General features: G+C 53.2%; 17 protein-coding genes. 4 read left to right on the top strand and 13 right to left on the bottom strand.

Features of this window, described 5'->3' with window-relative positions:
- Positions 1-489 precede the first annotated feature (489 nt).
- Positions 490-1602, top strand: a complete 1113-nt coding sequence (locus KU854_RS10240; protein WP_218358453.1) for an ImmA/IrrE family metallo-endopeptidase — start codon at positions 490-492, stop codon at positions 1600-1602.
- Between the two features lie 14 nt (positions 1603-1616).
- A complete protein-coding gene (locus KU854_RS10235; protein WP_218358452.1) occupies positions 1617-2123 on the top strand; it encodes a hypothetical protein in 507 nt (168 codons plus the stop codon).
- A 451-nt stretch (positions 2124-2574) separates the two neighbouring features.
- Here KU854_RS10235 and gabT read toward each other — a convergent pair whose 3' ends face one another.
- From gabT to torT, 10 genes are read right to left on the bottom strand one after another with little or no spacing between them, the layout of a single operon-like run.
- On the bottom strand, positions 2575-3843 hold the full coding sequence (gene gabT, locus KU854_RS10230) for a 4-aminobutyrate--2-oxoglutarate transaminase (protein WP_218358451.1): 1269 nt from the start codon (positions 3841-3843) through the stop codon (positions 2575-2577).
- A gap of 24 nt (positions 3844-3867) precedes the next feature.
- Positions 3868-5319 (bottom strand): NAD-dependent succinate-semialdehyde dehydrogenase, encoded by a 1452-nt coding sequence (locus KU854_RS10225; protein ID WP_218358450.1) that lies wholly within the window; start codon positions 5317-5319, stop codon positions 3868-3870.
- Positions 5319-6299, bottom strand: a complete 981-nt coding sequence (locus KU854_RS10220) for a 5-oxoprolinase subunit C family protein (protein WP_218358449.1) — start codon at positions 6297-6299, stop codon at positions 5319-5321. The genes KU854_RS10225 and KU854_RS10220 overlap by 1 nt, the downstream gene beginning before the upstream one ends.
- Positions 6289-7164, bottom strand: coding sequence for a 5-oxoprolinase subunit B family protein (locus KU854_RS10215; protein WP_054780177.1), 876 nt, complete (start codon positions 7162-7164; stop codon positions 6289-6291). The genes KU854_RS10220 and KU854_RS10215 overlap by 11 nt, the downstream gene beginning before the upstream one ends.
- Positions 7165-7173: 9 nt before the next feature.
- The gene (locus KU854_RS10210) at positions 7174-8583 is read right to left on the bottom strand and encodes an acetyl-CoA carboxylase biotin carboxylase subunit (protein WP_218358446.1); all 1410 of its coding nucleotides are present in this window, start codon (positions 8581-8583) and stop codon (positions 7174-7176) included.
- 28 nt (positions 8584-8611) lie between these two features.
- Entirely contained in the window at positions 8612-8851 is a 240-nt protein-coding gene (locus KU854_RS10205; RefSeq protein ID WP_054780176.1) for an acetyl-CoA carboxylase, read from the bottom strand.
- A gap of 18 nt (positions 8852-8869) precedes the next feature.
- Positions 8870-9634 carry a 5-oxoprolinase subunit PxpA gene (gene pxpA / locus KU854_RS10200; RefSeq protein WP_218358444.1) on the bottom strand — a complete coding sequence of 255 codons (765 nt, stop codon included), beginning with the start codon at positions 9632-9634 and terminating at the stop codon, positions 8870-8872.
- A gap of 51 nt (positions 9635-9685) precedes the next feature.
- A complete protein-coding gene (locus tag KU854_RS10195) occupies positions 9686-10732 on the bottom strand; it encodes an ABC transporter permease (protein ID WP_218358442.1) in 1047 nt (348 codons plus the stop codon).
- Positions 10722-12242 carry a sugar ABC transporter ATP-binding protein gene (locus KU854_RS10190; RefSeq protein WP_218358440.1) on the bottom strand — a complete coding sequence of 507 codons (1521 nt, stop codon included), beginning with the start codon at positions 12240-12242 and terminating at the stop codon, positions 10722-10724. The genes KU854_RS10195 and KU854_RS10190 overlap by 11 nt, the downstream gene beginning before the upstream one ends.
- Positions 12239-13339 (bottom strand): TMAO reductase system periplasmic protein TorT, encoded by a 1101-nt coding sequence (gene torT, locus KU854_RS10185; RefSeq protein ID WP_218358439.1) that lies wholly within the window; start codon positions 13337-13339, stop codon positions 12239-12241. Before torT ends, KU854_RS10190 begins: the two co-directional genes overlap by 4 nt.
- A 298-nt stretch (positions 13340-13637) precedes the next feature.
- Here torT and KU854_RS10180 point away from each other — a divergent pair, with 298 nt between their 5' ends.
- Positions 13638-14561, top strand: a complete 924-nt coding sequence (locus KU854_RS10180; protein ID WP_218358437.1) for a LysR family transcriptional regulator — start codon at positions 13638-13640, stop codon at positions 14559-14561.
- Between the two features lie 157 nt (positions 14562-14718).
- Here KU854_RS10180 and phnX read toward each other — a convergent pair whose 3' ends face one another.
- The 3 genes from phnX to phnW are packed head-to-tail and all read right to left on the bottom strand — an operon-like array spanning position 14719 to position 18055.
- Positions 14719-15540 (bottom strand): phosphonoacetaldehyde hydrolase, encoded by an 822-nt coding sequence (gene phnX / locus KU854_RS10175; RefSeq protein WP_218358435.1) that lies wholly within the window; start codon positions 15538-15540, stop codon positions 14719-14721.
- A gap of 18 nt (positions 15541-15558) precedes the next feature.
- The gene (locus KU854_RS10170) at positions 15559-16938 is read right to left on the bottom strand and encodes an aspartate aminotransferase family protein (protein ID WP_218358434.1); all 1380 of its coding nucleotides are present in this window, start codon (positions 16936-16938) and stop codon (positions 15559-15561) included.
- A gap of 13 nt (positions 16939-16951) precedes the next feature.
- Positions 16952-18055: a 2-aminoethylphosphonate--pyruvate transaminase gene (phnW, locus tag KU854_RS10165; protein WP_218358433.1), complete on the bottom strand. Its 1104-nt coding sequence runs from the start codon at positions 18053-18055 to the stop codon at positions 16952-16954.
- Between the two features lie 301 nt (positions 18056-18356).
- Here phnW and KU854_RS10160 point away from each other — a divergent pair, with 301 nt between their 5' ends.
- A complete protein-coding gene (locus KU854_RS10160) occupies positions 18357-19364 on the top strand; it encodes a putative 2-aminoethylphosphonate ABC transporter substrate-binding protein (RefSeq protein WP_218358432.1) in 1008 nt (335 codons plus the stop codon).
- The last annotated feature ends 5 nt before the right edge of the window (positions 19365-19369 follow it).

Genomic DNA, 19369 nt, shown 5'->3' with positions numbered 1-19369 from the left:
AAACTGTCCGTTAGATTCCCCTTCATCGCTTAAAAATGAACTCAAATAGATAGCCTTAGGGATTAAAATCATCCGTTGAGGCAGTTTCAAGCTCTCTAATTTTTAAAGTGCCTGTCCCATGTTTCTTTCTTTAAAGTGCCTGTCCCATGTTTCTTGTGCTCACCTTAAACGACATCGGGTATCTGGGCTGCGATTGCCCGACCACTGATTCGAATCCGCTAGCTAGCTTAAAACATGATCAGACGGACGTCTGAGCCTTGTGCTTTCTTCAATTCGCAAACTGTCCGTTAGATTCCCCTTCATCGCTTAAAAATGAACTCAAATAGATAGCCTTAGGGATTAAAATCATCCGTTGAGGCAGTTTCAAGCTCTCTAATTTTTAAAGTGCCTGTCCCATGTTTCTTGTGTCCCATGTTTCTTTTAGCATCGACAATCTTGCATAATTCAATTTGCAAGATTACAATAACTGCAATTGAGAGGGGTTAAGATATGATTGATAAGAGTTTCTTCATTAAAAGACTAGTTGCATATAGAGAGTTAAAAAAACTAAACCAAGAGCAGCTATCTAAAGCAATGGGGTTCAAAGATAGGCAGACACTTTCTGCAATTGAAACAGGTACCAGAGAGTTGAAACCAAGTGAGCTATTACAAGCCCTAAAGGTTTTAGACATATCTCTTGAGCAGTTTTCTGATCCATACTCTCTTGTAGGCGAGGCTAACTATTCTTGGCGTCAATGTGAAGCAACCGAAGAAGAACTTAGCAATTATGAAGATAAAACAAGTAGAATTGTTGCTTTACTAAAGGACTTAGACGAAAAATTCTCAACTACAAGTCATAGTGTTATTCTGCCAAAACTGCCTATTACTAAGAACAGTACCTTTCATGACGTTACCAAATGTGCGGAGCAATTGGTGAAAGAGTTTAATTTAGGAGATTTCCCTGCAGACAACCTTGAAGAGCTATTCTTTAGAAAATTTAACGTATCTAAATTATATGTAGATATGCCTAATAGCATCTCGGGTGCAGCGATAAAACTAAACACGATAAGTGTTATATTAATAAATAGAAATGAGATAGCTGGACGAAGAAATTTTGATACTGCACATGAAGCATTTCATTGCTTAACGTGGGATGCTATTCCACCAAAGCACGTAGAAAAAGCATACTCAAACCAAAAGAAAAAGCCATATACAGAAAAGTTAGCAGATGCATTTGCAAGCGCCTTATTAATGCCGAGTGAAAGTATCGAAAAATATATCACTTTAAAAGAAAGTGACATTACAGAAGATGTTATCAACAATCTTGCGAACAAATATGGGGTTTCTTCAATCGCTCTGATGTGGCGTTTAGTTAGTCTGGACAAAATTTCTCGCTCTCATGCTGATAGATTAGATAAAGAGCTTATGGCAAAGAACGGTCAGAAAGATGGAGAGGACCTTCCCCCAAAGTTATTCAATAAACAGTTCGTACAATACATACATAAGTCTATTGATAGCGGAACATTGTCTGTAAGAAAAATACTATCGATTTTAGATATGACAATGGAAGAGTTAAATGGGCTGTTAGTATCATATAACTTGACTGTTCCTTATGATCTGTAAGTGAGGTTCAGTACATGAAAGCTGGTGATATCGTACTCATTGATACTAACGTCATTTTAGAGGCTCATCGTATAGCGAGGTGGCATCATTTAAGCTCTAACTTCAATGTGCATACTGTTGAAAAGGTGATAGAAGAAACACAGACTGGGTATCAAAAACGTTCAACGGAGGAGCTCATAGATCAGAAAGAGTTAACTGAATCTTTTGCTAAGGTTTACGCAGTTAGTGAAGAAGAAATCGCTGCTACAATGATGATTTCTCCGGAGATTTTCAATTTGGACGCAGGGGAAAGGGACCTTTTAATCTATGCAGCTAGTTTTGAAGGTGATTGTTGGTTAATCTCTAGTCCAGATTCTGCCGCTATGAGGGCAGCTCATAAACAGGGATGGCTAGATAAAGTGGTTTCTTTAGAAAGTTTGTTAGAAACGATCAACTGCCAACCTTATATAGCTTTACGCGAAAATTACACAAAAAAATGGGATGAAGCCAAAAAGTCTCAAATCCGGCTAGGGATTCTCTAGGTCTTCCAAAGGGAGTTGCAAAACTCCCTTTCACTATGATAAGCAAAAGCGCTCGGACGTATAACAATTTATTAGATCCCAAGATGGGGTAACCAAACACCCCACTTTGGGATCTTTTGCGCACCTGCCGGACAAATGGAATTAGCGTAAACGCATGTTTTGAATAGAGTATCATCATACGCCACAAAATCACGAACGAGAAAATACGACAAAGTCGGGTATTTTCTCCACACCTCACGACAGGCATTAGAAAACCCATGGAAAGCTCTCGATATGAGAGTGATAATGTTGGCTTTCACAAACAAGGAACGGGGCAAAAGCAAGATAGCAAAGTCTGTCAGGTCTGATTAAATCGTGGTTTGCGAACTGACAGCTTGAGTCATGACGAATTAAGGTAATGCGACAATAAAAAGGCCACCGCGAACGATGGCCTTTTCTGTGGGATGGATATTTACACCAGATTCAGTAGCGATTTCTCGATGATCTCTATCGCTTCATCCAGAATGTCGCTTTCCACCGTCAATGGCGGTAAAAGACGGATAGCGTTGCCAAACTGACCGCAGGGCAGCAGGATCAACCCATTTTCGCGGCAGGCTTTGACGAATGGCGCGATCAGCGATGGCTCGGGCTCTTCGCCGGTAACAAAGTCGAAGGCAATCATGGCGCCTTTGTGGCGAATATGGTTAACGGGAAGCCAGGGTTGGCGGGTTTTGATGTCCACCAAGGCTTGATACAAACGCCCGCCAATCTCTTCTGCGCTGGCATTGAGGTTTTTGCTTTCCAGCTCATCCAACACCGCAAGTGCAGCGGCACAGCCCACCGGACTGCCACCATAAGTGCCGCCCAATCCACCCGGCGCTGGGCTGTCCATAATGTCGCTTTTGCCAATAATGCCCGAAAGGGGATACCCGCCCGCCAGCGCTTTTGCCACCGTGATAATGTCCGGCTGCACATCAAAGTGTTCGCTGGCGAAGGTTTTTCCGGTGCGGCCAAAACCGGTCTGCACTTCATCAAACACCAGCACAATGCCATGTTCGTCGCACAGAGCACGCAGTTTTTGCATCAGCTCCGGCGGGGCTGCGTAGAAGCCGCCTTCACCCTGGATAGGCTCAATCACGATAGCCGCAACTGAGCTTGGGGAGATGTCAGTCTTGAACAGCTTCTCCAACTGGCGCAGCGAATAGGCGGTATCGATGCCCTGATACGGAACCGGAAACGGCACGTGGTAAATATCGCCGGGGAAGGGACCAAAACCTTCTTTGTACGGGGCGATTTTCCCGGTCATTCCCATGGTGAGTAGGGTGCGGCCGTGGAAGCCGCCATGAAAGGCGATCACACCGCTGCGTTTGGTGTAGTGGCGGGCAATTTTCACTGCATTTTCCAGCGCTTCTGCACCTGTGGTCATGAGGATGGTTTTGGCATCTTCAATCGGGGCAAGGGCGTTTAAGCGCTCTGCCAGCGTAATATAGTTTTCGTAACCTGCTACCTGAAAGGCGGTGTGGCTGAACTGGTTGATTTGCTCTGTCACCGCTTGCGTTACCGCCGGGTTGCAGTGGCCGGTATTGACCACCGCAATGCCTGCGGCGAAGTCGATGTAGCGGTTGTCCTCCACATCCCAGATCTCGGCATTTTTTGCCCGTTTCACAAACAGGGGCGTTGCCGTTGCCACACCCCGTGGAACTGCATTATTTCGCCGATCCATCAAAGACTGATTGTTCATTTTTCCCTGTCCTAGCTGTGTCCGTTATAAAAGCCCGCCGAAGCAGACGTATTTGGTTTCCAGGTATTCTTCAATGCCAAGGCGCGACCCTTCACGCCCAAGCCCGGATGACTTCACGCCACCGAACGGCGCGACTTCATTGGAAATCACCCCTTCATTTACGCCCACCATGCCGTATTCCAATGCCTCACTCACCCGCAGGCAGCGTTGGATGTCGCGGGAATAAAAGTAGGCGGCAAGGCCATATTCAGTGTCATTCGCCATGGCAATGGCGTCTGCTTCATCCTCAAAGCGAAAAAGGGGAGCAACGGGGCCAAAGGTTTCTTCCGACGCGATCCGCATGGCAGGTGTCACATCTGCCAATACGGTTGGTTGGAAGAAAAGTCCCCCCAGCGAGTGGCTGGTTCCGCCGGTCAGGCGCCGTGCTCCCAAATCCAGTGCATTGTGAATGTGGGATTTCACCTTGGTGAGCGCTGCAGCGTTAATCAGCGGCCCGATCTGGTTTCTGGGTTCAAGCCCTGCGCCTACTTTGAGATTAGAAACAGCGCTGGCAAATTTCTCTGCAAAGGTGTCGTAAATACCGGACTGAACCAGAATTCGGTTGGCGCAGACGCAGGTTTGCCCCGCATTACGGAATTTGGACGCCAACGCACCTTCGACGGCAGCATCCACATCCGCATCATCAAAGACGATAAAAGGCGCGTTACCGCCAAGTTCCATCGACACCCGTTTTACCGTATCTGCACATTGCCGGAGCAGGGTTTTGCCCACGGCCGTGGAGCCGGTAAACGAGAGCTTCCTGACGGCCGGGTTGTCGCACAGCGCTTTTCCGACTGCCACACCGTTTGACGCCGTGACCACATTGATTACGCCATCCGGAATGCCTGCTTGCTGGGCGAGGGCGGCAAGTGCCAGCGCAGAAAGCGGTGTGGCTTCCGCAGGTTTGATCACCATGGTGCATCCCGCCGCAAGCGCCGGGGCGGCTTTGCGGGTGATCATGGCAACCGGGAAATTCCACGGCGTGATAGCGGCGCACACGCCCACGGGCTGTTTGATGGTTTGCAGCCTTCTGTCTACCGCCGTTGTCGGGATCACATCACCGTAGGTGCGCTTTCCCTCCTCCGCGAACCACTGGATAAACGACGCGCCATAGGCGACCTCGCCAATGGATTCAGCCAGCGGCTTGCCCGATTCCTGAGTGATTAACGCCGCAAGTTCGTTCTGGTTTTCCATAATGAGGTGAAACCAGCTCATCAGCTTTTCTGCCCGCTGTTTGGCGGTGAAGGTACGCCAGTGACTAAAAGCGTGGTGGGCAGCTGCCACCGCGCGTTCAGTTTCGACCATACCCATGTCCGGCACGTCAGCCAGGGTGGTGCCGTATGCAGGGTCAGTGACAGCAAATGTGGCCCCGCTGTCTGCATCACACCATTCACTGCCTATCAGCGCCTTATTGTGAAGGAGTCTGTTGTCGGTCATCAGGCGGCTCCGCATTGCTGGATATGCTGTCTCGCCGCTTCAAGCAAGGCGTCGTGGGTTTTGCGCGCGGCCAACGCTTCTTCCAGTGTCACTTTCACAAACTGGGTTGAGGCATTGGGCTGCATCTGGCCAATCAAATCCATGTCCACCGCGATAACCGTGCCAATCATGAAATAGCCGCCGCCGGAAACCGCATCGCGGTGCAACACGATGGGCTCCTTGCCCGCCGGTACCTGAATCGAGCCATAGGGGTAACAGCCATCCACAATATTGGAAGGGTCTGACCCTGCACCGAAAGGCTGCTCGCGCTCGACAAATTCGAGCGGTGTGCCGTTTTTAAAGCGATAACCAATGCGGTCTGCTTCCGGCGCGACCTGCCAGGTGTCATTGAAAAACTGCTCGCCCGAGGCTTGGGTAATGCGGTGCCAGTAAAGGCCGGGCAACACGCGCAATGCCGTTTCGCGTGGGCGGCGCAATGCCTCTGGTAAATGGCGTGGCGCAAAAGGTGCAGCGTCTTTGCCAACAGGCAGTTCATCGCCCGCCTGAAGCAACCGTCCCTGATGGCCGCCGAGTGCGCCTAGGGTGTAGGTTGAGCGGCTTCCCAGTACTTCGGGCACATCAATACCGCCTGCTACCGCGATGTAGATTCGCGCACCGCCGGTGAGGTGGGAGAAGGTGAGCGTCTGCCCGGCTTTGATTTCAAAGCTGCTCCAGGTTTCCTGCTCAACACCATCGACCAGCGGCGTCATATCTGCACCGGTCACGGCCACCGTGGCATCTTGGGTGAAGGTCAGTTTCGGCCCCATAAAAACCGCTTCCAATACGGCGGCGTTTTCATCATTGCCGACCAGCCAGTTGGCACAGCGGCAGGCGAACCTGTCCATGGCACCGGAAACCGGAATACCGAGATGAAAATACCCTTTTCGACCCAAATCCTGCACCGCGGTGGCAAGTCCGGGGTGGATAACATTAATGCTCATACAGCGCCTCCTGCATTGCTGCGTTGTAGCCGGCCATGTCTTTTTCAAATTCCGCCAGTGAGAAGCGCACAGGTTTGATGCGCGGCTGATAGCGACCTTCTTCCACTTGTTTGACGATGTCGTGGTATTCGCTTTCTGACACCGGCCTGAATTTCACGATGTCGCCCGGTTTGAAGAACACCAGAAAATCTTTCAGGTGGGCGGCTTCCTGCGCCGGGTCATAGATGGGAACGGGAGTGACACCAAACATCTGGTACCCCCCCGCGCCGCGCACGGAATAGATACAGGAGAAACAGCCGCCGTAGCCGACAGTCAGTTTGGGCGTGTCAGTTCGTGGGCGAACATATTTCGGTACCTGGATCTGCTTGTCGCGCTCAACCATCTGGAACATAAACGGCAGGCCGGAGACGAAACCCACCATGGTGACAAACCAGGGCGAGCCAGAGTGGGCGTCGATAAATGCTTCGACTGAGTCATAGCCGTTGATTCGGGCGGCGTAGGAAAGATCGGTGCCGTCCGGATCCTGGTGACGATCACGAAAACGCATCAGGGTTTCGTGGGTCCAGGGGTCTTGGTAAAACACCGGCACTTCAACGATGCGGGTGTCGATTTCCGCTTCGCTGGCCGCCTGCGCTTTTTCGATTTGCTGGATGGCTTCCAGCATGTCGTGAGGTGGGCAGATATCCGGGTTGTATTTCACCTGGAATGAGGCATTGGCCGGGCAAATTTCCTCTACACCCGGCAGGTTCGCTTCGCGGATCGCCTGTGTGATAGAGAGGCTTTTGAAAAAGGCAGCGAGTGACATTTCTTCACTGACTTCGACGAAGATATGCTCATCGCCACCGAATGAATAACGTGATTGCATTGTCTGTCCTTAGCTGGCTTGTGGCAGCGAGCAGTCCTTTTTGGCGTCTGTTGGGGTGTCAGGCTTTGGGGCGTTGAGTGTTTCCAGCCACTGTTCCAGCCAGGCGGTGTGGAACCTGCCGTTGAGCACATCCGGCTCATCACATAACAGGCGAAACAGCGGCTGGGTGGTTTTCACCCCTTCAATCGCCAGTTCATCGAGCGCCCGCGCCATGCGGTGAATCGCGCTTTCCCTGTCTTCATCCCACACGATCAGCTTGCCGAGCAGCGAGTCGTAGTAGGGCGGAATAGCAAAGCCGGAATAGATCAAACCATCAAAGCGCACGCCGCTGCCCATGGGTGGGGTAAACGACTGGATAACGCCGGGAAACGGCATGAAATTGTTGAACGGGTCTTCCGCGTTGAGACGGATTTCAATCGCGTGGCCTCGACGTTGAATTGATTCCTGTTTGAAGGAAAGGGGCTGGCCTGCGGCAATCTGGATCATCTCGCGGATAAGGTCGACGCCGGTGATGGCCTCAGTGATCGGGTGTTCGACCTGAATACGGGTATTCATCTCGATAAAGTAGAACGACTCGGATTCATCGTCGTAGAGAAACTCAATGGTTCCCGCTCCCTGATAACCCACGCTTTTGGCGAGCGATACCGCTGACTGGCACATGGCCTCGCGCACCAGATCGGGCAAGACGGCGCAGGGCGCTTCTTCCCACACTTTCTGGCGGCGGCGCTGCAGGGAACATTCGCGTTCAAACAGGTGCACGGCGTTCTCACCGTCTGCGAGGATTTGCACTTCCACATGGCGTGACTGGCGGATAAATTTTTCCAGATACAGGGTGCCATCACCGAAAGCCGCCTTGGCTTCGGCAGAGGCCTGATGGTACTGGCCGAGAAAATCGGCTTCTTTTTCAATCACACGGATACCGCGACCGCCACCGCCTGCCGAGGCTTTGATCATCACCGGAAAGCCAATCAGTTTTGCCTGCTCCAGCGCCGCTTCCGGGTTTTCGCTCGGCGCACTGCCCGGCACCACAGGCACACCGGCTGCCATGGCGGTTTCGCGGGCTTTGGCTTTATCGGCCATTTTGGTCATGGTGGCGCCGGAAGGGCCGACAAATATCAGCCCCGCTTCGCGCACTTTGTCGGAAAACGCGGCGTTTTCGGAAAGAAAACCGTAGCCGGGATGGATAGCTTCTGCGCCGGTTTTCAGCGCGGCATCAATCACCTTGTCGCCACACAGATAAGACTGATTGGCCATCGGCGCACCGATACAGACCGCTTCGTCAGCAAGTTTGACCGCAAGGGATTCTTTATCCGCTTCGCTGTAAACCTGCACGGTGTGAATGCCCATCTCTTTTGCCGCGCGTATGATGCGGACGGCAATTTCACCGCGGTTGGCGATGAGCAGTTTCTGAATTGTCATACTGACTCCTTGTGTGCATTCAGCGTGCTTATTTCAATCGCACTATGGGTTGCCCCGCGTTGACCGGGCTTTCGTTCTCAATCAGGAAATCGTCAATTTCTCCCGCCACTTCCGCTTTGATTTCGTGGAAGGACTTCATAACCTCCACCAGACCAATCACGTCGCCCGGCGCAATGGTATCGCCCGGTGATTTGTAGTTGGGCTGGTCAGGTGCCGGTGAACGGTAAAAGATGCCGGGCAGCGGGCAGATAATTTCTTTGTCAGACATGTTCCACTCCTTGAATGTCTAGGCGTTGTTCAGGTTAAAAGTGCCGGGTTGACGCGCGCTGGGGTCGAGATGGGGCTGGAGCGCCTCATTCACTGCCCGCGCAATATCCACCGCGTTTGGGGTATCTGAATGCACACAGATTGTCTGGGCAACCACTGGGACATCCGCGCCATGGGTAGCTGTGACCTTGCCGTGCTCCACGGCTTTCAATACGCGCTGGGCGGCATATTGTGGGTCAGTCGCATCATGGGTTTGGGTGATCACCAGGTGCCCATCTTGATCGTAGTCGAGGTCTGCAAAAAACTCGGGAACGAACCCTGCGCCGTGTGCCTGGTAGATGGTTTCATGGCAGGTGCCGGAAAGGCCGAACACCGGTACCTGATAGTGTTTGGCGATCAGGGCAATGGTTTCAGCAATTTCTGGATCGGACGCCGCCATGCCATACAGTGCGCCGTGGGGTTTAAGGTGGTTAAGCGGCATGCCGAGCATGTCGAGAAAGCCTTTCAACGCGCCAATCTGGTACACAATGATGTTGTGCAGTTCGGCCTGGCTGAGCTGCATTTTGCGGCGGCCGAACCCCTGCAAATCCGGCAGGGAAAAGTGCGCGCCGACTTTTACGCCATACTGCTTGGCAAGCTCGACGGTGCGCTTCATGTGGTTGGGATCCGATGCGTGGAATCCGCAGGCGACATTGGCTTCAGTGATGAAGGGCATCAGCGCTTCGTCATCGCTGAGTTTATAGATGCCGAAGCCTTCTCCCATGTCGCTGTTTATATTAATCATACTGTTTCCTTCCTGAAGAAAAGGGCGTACGGGACGCCGTAAAACGACCGGTCAGTGGGCACCCAGTTTCGCCCGCAGGCGGATGCGGAGCTGGTCCACAATCACGGCGAAAATCAGCAGTGCGCCAATCACCACGGTCTGCAAATAGGACTCAACGCGGGTCAGGTTCATGCCGTTTTGCACTAGGCTGATAAACACTGCGCCCAGCACCACGTGTTCCACCCGCCCGACACCGCCGCGCAGGCTGACACCGGCAATCACACAGGCTGCAATAGATTCCAGCGGCATGGCGGCGCCGATATTGGCTTCGCCGGTATCCAGCCTTGCGGTGATCAACATGCCTGCCATGGCAGCAAAGCTGGCGCACAGCAGATAGGCGAGGATCAGGGTTTTATGGGTGTTGATGCCGGAAAGCCTCGCCGCGTTGATATTGCCGCCCACGGCATAGAAATAGCGGCCGAGGCGGGTGCGGCTAACGATCACCATGGCGGCGATGGTCATCAGCAGGGCAACCAGAATGGGGGTGGGAATGCCGAGAATGCTGCCAAAGCCAAAGGTGTTACCGAACTCCATTGGCATGCCGTACACCGGAGAGCCGCCTGTCATATAAAGGGCGATACCAAAGCCGATGGACGAGACGCCGAGGGTCATCACAAACGGGGATACCTGAAACTGCGCCACGCCAATACCATTCACCAGACCGACAATCAGGCCAACGCCGACGCCTGCCAGTAATCCGGCGGCAATCGCCAGATACACGGCATCAGGGAAGGCGGCATAGACAGACGCCATGGTGCTGGCGCCAATGACTGATGAAAGGGCGATGATGGTGCCAACGGAAAGGTCAAACCCGGCGGTGAGCAACACGAACATCTGGCCGATGGCCACCATCACTAGGTAGGAAGACTGGCGCAGCAGGTTCAGCAGGTTACGGGCAGTCAGGAAATTATCTGATGCAGACGCAAAGATGGTCACCGCCACCAAAACAAGGATTGGCAGCACGCCAACCTTCACAAAAAGGCGTGTCATCCGGTTCATAAGCTGTCCCTCTGGGGCGGGCGCGTCGGTGTGCTGCGCCTTCACTGGCTCACTGTTCATGTGTTTCCTCCATGGATTCGAAAAAATGGCTCAGTGCCGCGGTTTCAGAAATAGCGTCTCCTTCAAGGTGCGCGGCGATACGTCCTTCGCGCATCACATAGAGACGGTGGGATAGATGCACCACTTCAGGCAGATCCGATGAAATGATGACGACGGCTGCGCCTTGCTCGCAAAGCCCGGCGATAAAGCGGTAGATCTCGGCGCGGGTGCCGACATCCACGCCAACCGTGGGTTCGTCAAACACGTACAGGGATACCTCTCGGGTCAGGCATTTCGCCAGCAGCACTTTTTGTTGGTTGCCGCCGCTGAACTGGCCGACATCGCGCTCGGTCTGCATGGGGTAGAGTTTCAGCCGGGTGGCAAGCGCATCGGTCTGCTGGCGTTCATGACCGAGATCGAGCGCGCCGGTGCGGCGGGAAAACGGGTGGTTGCCGATAGCAGGCAGGCTGATGTTTTCCCGGCAGCTGCGGTTAAGCACCAGTCCTTCCGCTTTCCTGTCGCGGGAGTTATAGAAAAAGCCGCGGTCGAGCATCTGGCGGATGCCGAGTCCAGTCACGTTCTCGCCGTTAAAAACCACACTGCCGGAGGCAACATTCTCTGCGCCGAAACAGGCACGCAGGGCTTCGGATTTTCCGCAGCCGACCAGCCCGGCAAAGCCGACAATTTCTCCGGCGCGGACATGGAAGGAGAGGTCGCTGACCGCCTGGTTGCGGGTGGTGAGGTTGCGTACTTCCAGCACAGTATTGCCCGGTGTGTAGGGCACGTGCGGATAGACGTTTTCAATCTCACGCCCTGTCATCATGGCGATCAGATCTTGCTCCTGCACCGCATCAATGTCGCGGGTGCCGATATAGCGCCCGTCACGCAGCACGGTGATACGGTCTGCTATCTGGCGGATCTCCCCCATGCGGTGGGAGATATAGACAATGCCGACGCCCTGCTTTTTCAGCTCACTGATCAGAGCAAACAGCTGCTCGGTTTCCTGGTGGGTTAGGGAAGCCGTGGGCTCATCAAGGATCAGCACAGAGAGCTTGCCACGCAGCGCTTTGGCGATTTCCACCATTTGCTTTTCCGCGCGGGAAAGCTCGCTGACCGGCAGATGGGCATCAAGAGCAAAGCCCATTTTGTCGAGCAGCGCCTGCGCTTCGGTTTGCAGGGTAGCGTTATCCAGCCAACGGCCAATCAGGGGCTCTTCGCCCAAAAATAGGTTCTGGGCGACGGTCAGGGTATCGACCAGTGAAAACTCCTGGAATACCGCGCTGATCCCCTTCTGGCGGGCGTCGTAGACGTTCTTGAATTTCACCTCATGGTCGAGGAAGCGCATTTCTCCCGCCGTGGGCTGGTTCGCGCCGGAGAGGATAGAGATCAGCGTGGATTTCCCCGCGCCGTTCTCGCCAAACAGCACATGCACTTCGCCGGGCTGCAGGGTGAAATCCACGTTATCCAGCGCTTTAACACCGGGATACTGTTTATGTATCCCGTGCAGGCTGAGAATTGGGGCGCTCATCATTGCGGCGCCACCGTAAAGGTCGGTTTAAAGTTGGCCGGTGCCAGTGAGCTGTCGCTGTCGAAACTGTCGATGTTGGACTCGTCAATAACGTACAGCTGCGGGCCGACATGTTTGGTGTACGGCTTGCCTTCAAGGATGCGGATCGCTTGGTCGATAGCGATGCGACCTTGGATAACCGCGGAATCTGTGGGCGCGGCGAGTATCAGCTTACGTTTGATGCCCTGATAGACGCCGGGGGTGAAGTAGTAGGAAAGTACGCCAATCTCATCTGTCAGGCCGCGGGCACGCAACAGGCTGGTGGCTGCTTCGGCGGTAACGGCTGTACCGACGATGTAGTCGAGATCAGGATGGGCTTCGAGGGTGTCTTCCACCAGCTTGAGCTGCACTTCCTTACCGGTATCGCCGTATTTGGTTTCCACCACTTCAATGTTGGAGTCTTTGACCGCTGACTGGAATCCGGCGTTACCCGCTTCTACCCAGCCCGCACCCGGAGGTCCCGGAAACCAACCCACTTTGACTTTTTCCTTGTCATCTTTGTGCTGGGCAACCAGGTATTCACCGATTTTCGCGCCCATCTCACCGAAAGAAACCAGCGATTTGGCGGAGATATCCGGTGATGACATGCCGTTGACGATATCAATCACTGGCACGCCAGAGGCAGCGATGTTTTTCACCAGGTTGTTGAGGCCATCGTAGGAAATCGCACCGATGATCACTGCGTCTGCGCCGGAGGCCACGCAATCTTCAATCTGGGAAAGCTGATTATTGAGGTTGGTGTAGCCGCCAGCTTCGACCAGTTGCATGCCCACACCGGCACGTTTGGCTTCATCTACCACGCCGTAATTCACCGCAGTCCAATAGGCATCTTTTAAATGGGGGAAAGAAACGCAGATGTCCCAGGGTTTGCTGGCCTTTTCGACCGGTTGATATTGCATGACTTCGCGGGGGCTGGACATGTCGAAAGGGGTTGTCCAGACATCGACGGTGTAGGGGTACCAGTTTTCACTTTGCGCGACTGCGCTTTGGGTCAGTGTCAGTGCACCTGCAAGGGTTAACCCCAGCGTGGACCATGGGACAGCAGAAGGTTTGCCGCTCATTGTTCTTCTCCCTGTTACTACTTCCTGATATGCAAAAACCACGTTTCTTTAGTGAAAAAATGGCTATTGCGTGATGTGTTAATAACAGGTTAAATTTCGACCGTTGGTATGTAAAATACGGAATGTGACCTAGTGTTATTGGAAAATCAGATACCAAATGCCAGTGTGACAGAGGCAGATGAAACAGGTTTAACATGCCGTAAATACACCGCTATCCGGCGGGTGCAGAACGGGATTCTGCAGAGGAGAAAGGATGTGATATCTGAAATTCAGATAGGGTGATTAAGGAAAACAGAAAATGTTACCAACCATGAAACAGATCCGTTATTTCATTGCCACCGCAGACGCCGGACAGGTGTCGTTGGCGGCCAACGTGCTGCACGTTTCCCAGTCGGCCATCACCACCGCCATTAAGCAACTGGAAGAGATGCTGAACGTGAACCTGTTTGTGCGCCAGCCACACGGTATGCTGCTGACTTACGAGGGCAACCAGTTTTACCAGCACGCCACACATATCGTGAAAGAGCTGGAAGAAGCCATGTTGCTTTCCCACCGCCGCGCTAATCAGGTAGCGGGAGCGATCACGATTGCGATGTCCTATACCCTTGCTGGCTACTTTGTGCCGCCATACCTGACCCGGTTCCAACGCAGCTACCCGAATGTGAAAGTGAAAATGGTGGAAGCGACGCGCAGCGATATCGAAGAGGGGATAGTCTCCGGTGACTTCGATGTGGCCTTTATGCTGACTTCCAACCTTATCAACCAGGAAGACATCAGCTTTCAGACCCTGCTGAGTTCCCAGCGCCGCCTTTGGCTAAGCTCCAGCCATCCATTGCTGGAAAACAAAATGGTCACCTTCCACGATGTCGCCCAATACCCCTACATCATGCTGACGGTGGATGAGGCAAGTAACACCGCGCAGCGTTACTGGAACCAGACACCTTATCAGCCGGATACCATTTTCCGCACCTCATCGGTGGAGTCGGTACGTAGTCTGGTGGCTAATGATTATGGCATCACGATTTTGTCTGACATGGTGTATCGCCCTTGGTCGCTGGAAGGCAGGAGGGTGGAAGTGCGGCCGTTGGCGGATCATGTTCCGGCTATGGAAGTGGGGCTGGTCTGGTCACGAAAGCGCGAGCGCAGCAAAGCGGTCACCGCATTTTGCGAGTTTATGGAATTGTCGGTGATGCCGGACACCGGGGCAGCGCCTAGGTTTTGAATTTGTTTCCAATTGAATATTTGTTATTTCATGGCGTCGAGCTGAAAATCAGAATCCATTGGCGGCTCATAACCCCCTCCTAGCCTCCCCCTTGAAAATGGGGAGGGACAAAAAAGACCCACAATCGTGGGTCTTTTAGATTCAGCATTACTCAATCTTACGGGCGCTCACCCGCGCTGATGCGGCGCTCGATATCTGAAATCACTTCCGGCAGATCGGCGATGGTGTCGATAAGGTAGTGGGGGGCGCTTTTGATCATCTTGGCGTGGGCTTTTTCACGTGCTGCTTCCAACACTTCCGGCGTGGCAGCCAGGTATTCGTCGTAAGTCAGACCCGCTTCGTTACCGGAAAGCAGCAAACCGACTGTCCACATTCCTGCGTTATGGCCTTCTTCGATGCCCGGGGTGGAATCGTCCACTTTTACGCAGGCACCCACATTGGTCACGCTCAGTTCAATCACGTTTTTCAGCGCCATAAAGGGAGCCGGGCGGCCGCCTTGTGGCAGGTCATCGGTTGCGACGATGTAATCTGGCTTGTAACCGTAATCCGCTGCAACCGGGATCAACACATCCATCACCTGACGCGGGTAGCCGGAGCAAGAACCAATCTTGATGCCTTTAGCTTTCAGGGATTCGACAACCTCGATGGAGTTAAGTATTGGCGCGGCGTGATCGGCCACTTTGGCTTTTTGCAGCGGCATAAAAGCGGAGTAGATAGCGTCGATGTCGTCGCTGCTCATAGAGCGGCCAAATTTTTCGTTCCAGCGTTTATCGACTGCTGGAATGCGGCCAACCGCCTGAATATGGTCCCACTTGCCTAGCCCCATAGGCTCGCGGGCTTCGTCCATTGTGATGTCAAAATCAAAGCCTTGCTTGAAGGCTTCCACGAAAATGCTGGTTGGTGCGAATGAGCCGAAATCAACGATGGTACCTGCCCAGTCAAAAATCACAGCCTGAATAGAAGAAGTGTTGGTTGTCATCTTGGTTGTCCTTAAAAGTTAAATAGGGTTAACGCCGCGGCAAACCTTGGCGATGGCACGCTCGAATATGTCCAGCGCACGCTGCAGGTCTTCACGGGAAATAATCAGTGGTGGGCTAAGTTGGATAACGTTGCCCTGGGAAACTTTGAAACTCAGCCCTTCATTGAGGCATTGGTAGAGCACGGCTTCGGCTTCATTAAAGGCGCGGGTTTTCTTATCGCGGTCGCTGACAAGCTCGACGCCCCACAAAAGGCCAATGCCGCGCACGTCACCGATCACCGGATACTTGGCTTTCATGGCCGCAAGCGCCTCGCCGACAAAAGCACTGTCGTCGCGTACTTTGGCGAGCAGCTTTTCGTTCTCAATTGCTTCAATGGTGCCAAGCGCGGCCGCGCAGCCAAGCGGGCTTTTTTCGTGGGTGTAGTGACCGAGGGAAACCTGCGCTGCAGTGTTGTATTTGTCTTTGGTGACCATGGCCGCGATAGGCACAATGCCGCCGCCGAGCCCTTTTCCGATGCAGAGAATGTCCGGTTCGATGCCGTAAGCCTGATAGGTGAACCATTCTCCGCTGCGCCCCATTCCGTTGGGAATGTCGTCGATGATCAGCAGCACATTGTGTTTGTCGCAGATCTCGCGAACCCGCTGCCAATAGGCGCGGCTTGGCACCTGAACATCGGTATTGCGCACCACTTCGGTGATAAATGCGCCGATACCACCTTCTTTTTCAATCACGTATTCGAGGTAGTCGGCGTAGTGCACATCGCTGCCATCCGGTGAAGGCAAAGCGCCGCGATAGGTGACCGGTGGCGGAATGCGTTCCACACCCGCCATCAATGGCCCCATGCCTTCTCGGAAACAGGCTTCGCCGCCAACAGAAATGGCATCCAGCGATGCGCCGTGGAAAGAATCCCACAGTGACACCACCTTGAAGTTGCCGGTGACGTGACGCGCCAGTTTCAGCGCCATGCCGATGACCGAAGTCCCACCCGGTGCGAACAGAACCCGGTTCAGCTCGCCGCCACAGATCGCAGCGATTTTCTCGGCACATTCTATGGCTACAGGGTTGGTAAAGCGTCGCGGTGAGAATGGCAGGGTCGCCAGTTGTTCTGTCACACGCTTGACCACATGGGGATGCCCATAACCCAACTGGTGCACATTGTTGCCGTGAAAATCCATGTAGGTTTTTCCGGCCACATCGCGCAGGTAAATCCCTTCAACCGATTCGAGCACATCCAGGCACGGCGTTGACATGGCCTGATGCAAAAACGCCTTGCTGTCGCGCTCGAGCAGCGATTGGGTAGCATCGTCGGCGATTGATGCATGCCATTGCTGACGCGCTGGCGTGGTGTTGATGTCCCCTTCGCTGCGAAGGTGGTTGGCAGGTGCGTGGCTGGTCATCACGGGCAATCCTTTAGTTGAGTTCCCAGTACATGGCGTTTTTGATGGCACCAATCAAACGCTCGATATCAGCTGGGTACACTTCGCCGATGTTGCCGATACGAAAGCAATCCGCGTTCGACACCTTGCCCGGATAAATCACAAATCCCTGCGCTTTCAGGCGATCGTAGAATTCCTTGAACTGGTAGTCGCTGTGGGTAGGTGAATAGAAAGAAGTGATGATTGGCGAATGCAGGCTTTCGTCCAAAAGCGGGGTAAAACCAAGGCTTTTGAGACCCGCAACCAGGGTTTTCTGATTGGTCTGGTAGCGCTGGTGACGCGCCGCGATGCCGCCTTCCTTTTCCAGCTCCAGCAGTGCCTGGTAAAACGCGCGCACGGTGTGGGTCGGGGAGGTAAAGCGCCATTTGCCGTGGTTCATTTCCATGCAGTGCCATTGGTCATAAAGGTCAAGGCTGAGTGAACGCGCCTGACCTTGGCATTTTTCCAGCTCAGACTGCTTGGCAATTACGAAGCCAAACCCCGGTACGCCTTGAATACATTTGTTGGCAGAGCTGATCATAAAGTCGATGCCCAGTTCGCCGATGTCCATCGGGATGCCGCCAAAGCTCGACATAGCATCCAGGATCACCACTTTGCCGTGTGCTTTGGCAAGGGCAGCAACCGCTTCAATCGGGTTCAGCATGCCGGTGGTGGTTTCACAGTGCACAATCGCCACATGGGTGATGTCGCCATCTTCTTTTAATGTGGCTTCTACATTTTCCAGCGCTGGCTGCGACGTTTCACCCGGGGAAATCACGCGGCAGGCAATGTTCAGGTAGCCAGCGATTTGGGCGATACGTGCGCCGTATGCGCCGTTGTCGACCACCAGTAATTTGCCGTTCTTGCCAATTGCGCTGCCGATTGTGGCTTCGACGGATGCCGTGCCGCTGCCCTGCATCAATACGCTGGTATAGCCTTCTTGTGCTGTCGCCAGCGAAACCAGTTTGGTGCGAATAACCTCAACGATGTCTTTGTTGTAATCATCGTCCCACGTACACCAGTCCTTGAGCATGGCGCTGCGCACCGTTTCAGAGGTTGAAAGCGGGCCCGGTGTGAGTAGCAGGTATTCATTTTTCATCGGAGTATCCATCCTGTTAATTGGAATATACCAAAATTCCAAATTACTCTAGCAGTAGGCTGTCAACGGCGTAAATATGGCCAAAACGAATTTCATAAAACTTTCACATCCACGGCTTTCGCCGTTTTAATTCCCTGAATATTCGGTTTTATTTCTTAAAATTGCCAAAAATTGGTCATGGAATCGTCACAAAGCGTGGTTAGGGTGAACTCAAATTTTGGTACACACCAGATTACAGGTAACACCATTTTCAACGTCGACCGTTATCAAACACAGGGCGAGACCAAAGGAGAGGAAAACCATGAAGGCACGCATGATGAAAGCGTCAGTGACTGCACTATTTACATTGATGTCTGCACAGGCTTTCAGTGCGCAGGAAGTGACTGTGTACACTGCATTTGAAACCGATCTGCTGGCGAAATACAAAACCGCGTTTGAAAAAGAAAACCCGGACATCAGCATCAAATGGGTGCGCGACTCCACCGGCATCATGACCGCAAAACTGCTGGCAGAGAAAAACAACCCACGCGCTGAAGTAGTGTGGGGACTGGCGGGATCTTCGCTGGCGTTGCTGAAAGAAGAAGGGGTGATCAAACCCTATTCACCAAAGGGCATTGACGAGCTGCGCAGCCAGTTGATTGACGGCGAGCAAAACCCGGCATGGTACGGCAACCAGGCGTTCTTTAATGCGATTTGCTACAACGAGATTGTCGGCAAACAACTGGGCTTGCCAAAGCCAACATCCTGGGAAGATCTGACCAATCCTGTGTATCAGGGTCATATTGCCATGCCGAATCCGGCGTCTTCCGGTACGGGCTACATGCAGGTGTCAGGCTGGATCAGCAACTTTGGCGAGGCTGGCGCATGGGAATACATGGACAAGCTCAACAACAATATTGCGCACTACACCCACTCTGGTTCCAAGCCTTGTGTGCAAGCGGCGATGGGTGAAGTCGCGATTGGCATTTCCATGGCAACCCGCGCGGCCAAACTGAAAAATCAGGGTGCGCCACTTGAGGTAATTGTGCCGAAAGGCATTGGCTGGGACGTGGATGCCGTCGGTTTGGTGAAACCGGGTGACGCCAGCCAGCGCATTGTGGACTGGGCGGTATCGAAAGCGGCCAACGAGCTGTATGTGCAGTCGTATCCTGTAGTCGGCCATAAAGCTGTGAGCGCCAAGGTCAACAACTACCCGGATGTGGAAGGGGCGATGGCCAAGATGGATTTCACCCAAATGGGTAATCAGCGTTCGACGGTGCTTGCGGCCTGGTCTGAGCGTTACGACAGCAAATCTGAGCCGAAATCTTAGGCAGG

The sequence above is a fragment of the Enterovibrio paralichthyis genome, from assembly GCF_019209835.1.
In the GTDB taxonomy this organism is placed as follows: Bacteria; Pseudomonadota; Gammaproteobacteria; order Enterobacterales; family Vibrionaceae; genus Enterovibrio; species Enterovibrio paralichthyis.
The sequence above is the reverse complement of the archived record's forward strand: the minus strand, read 5'-3'. Positions and strand labels throughout refer to the sequence as shown.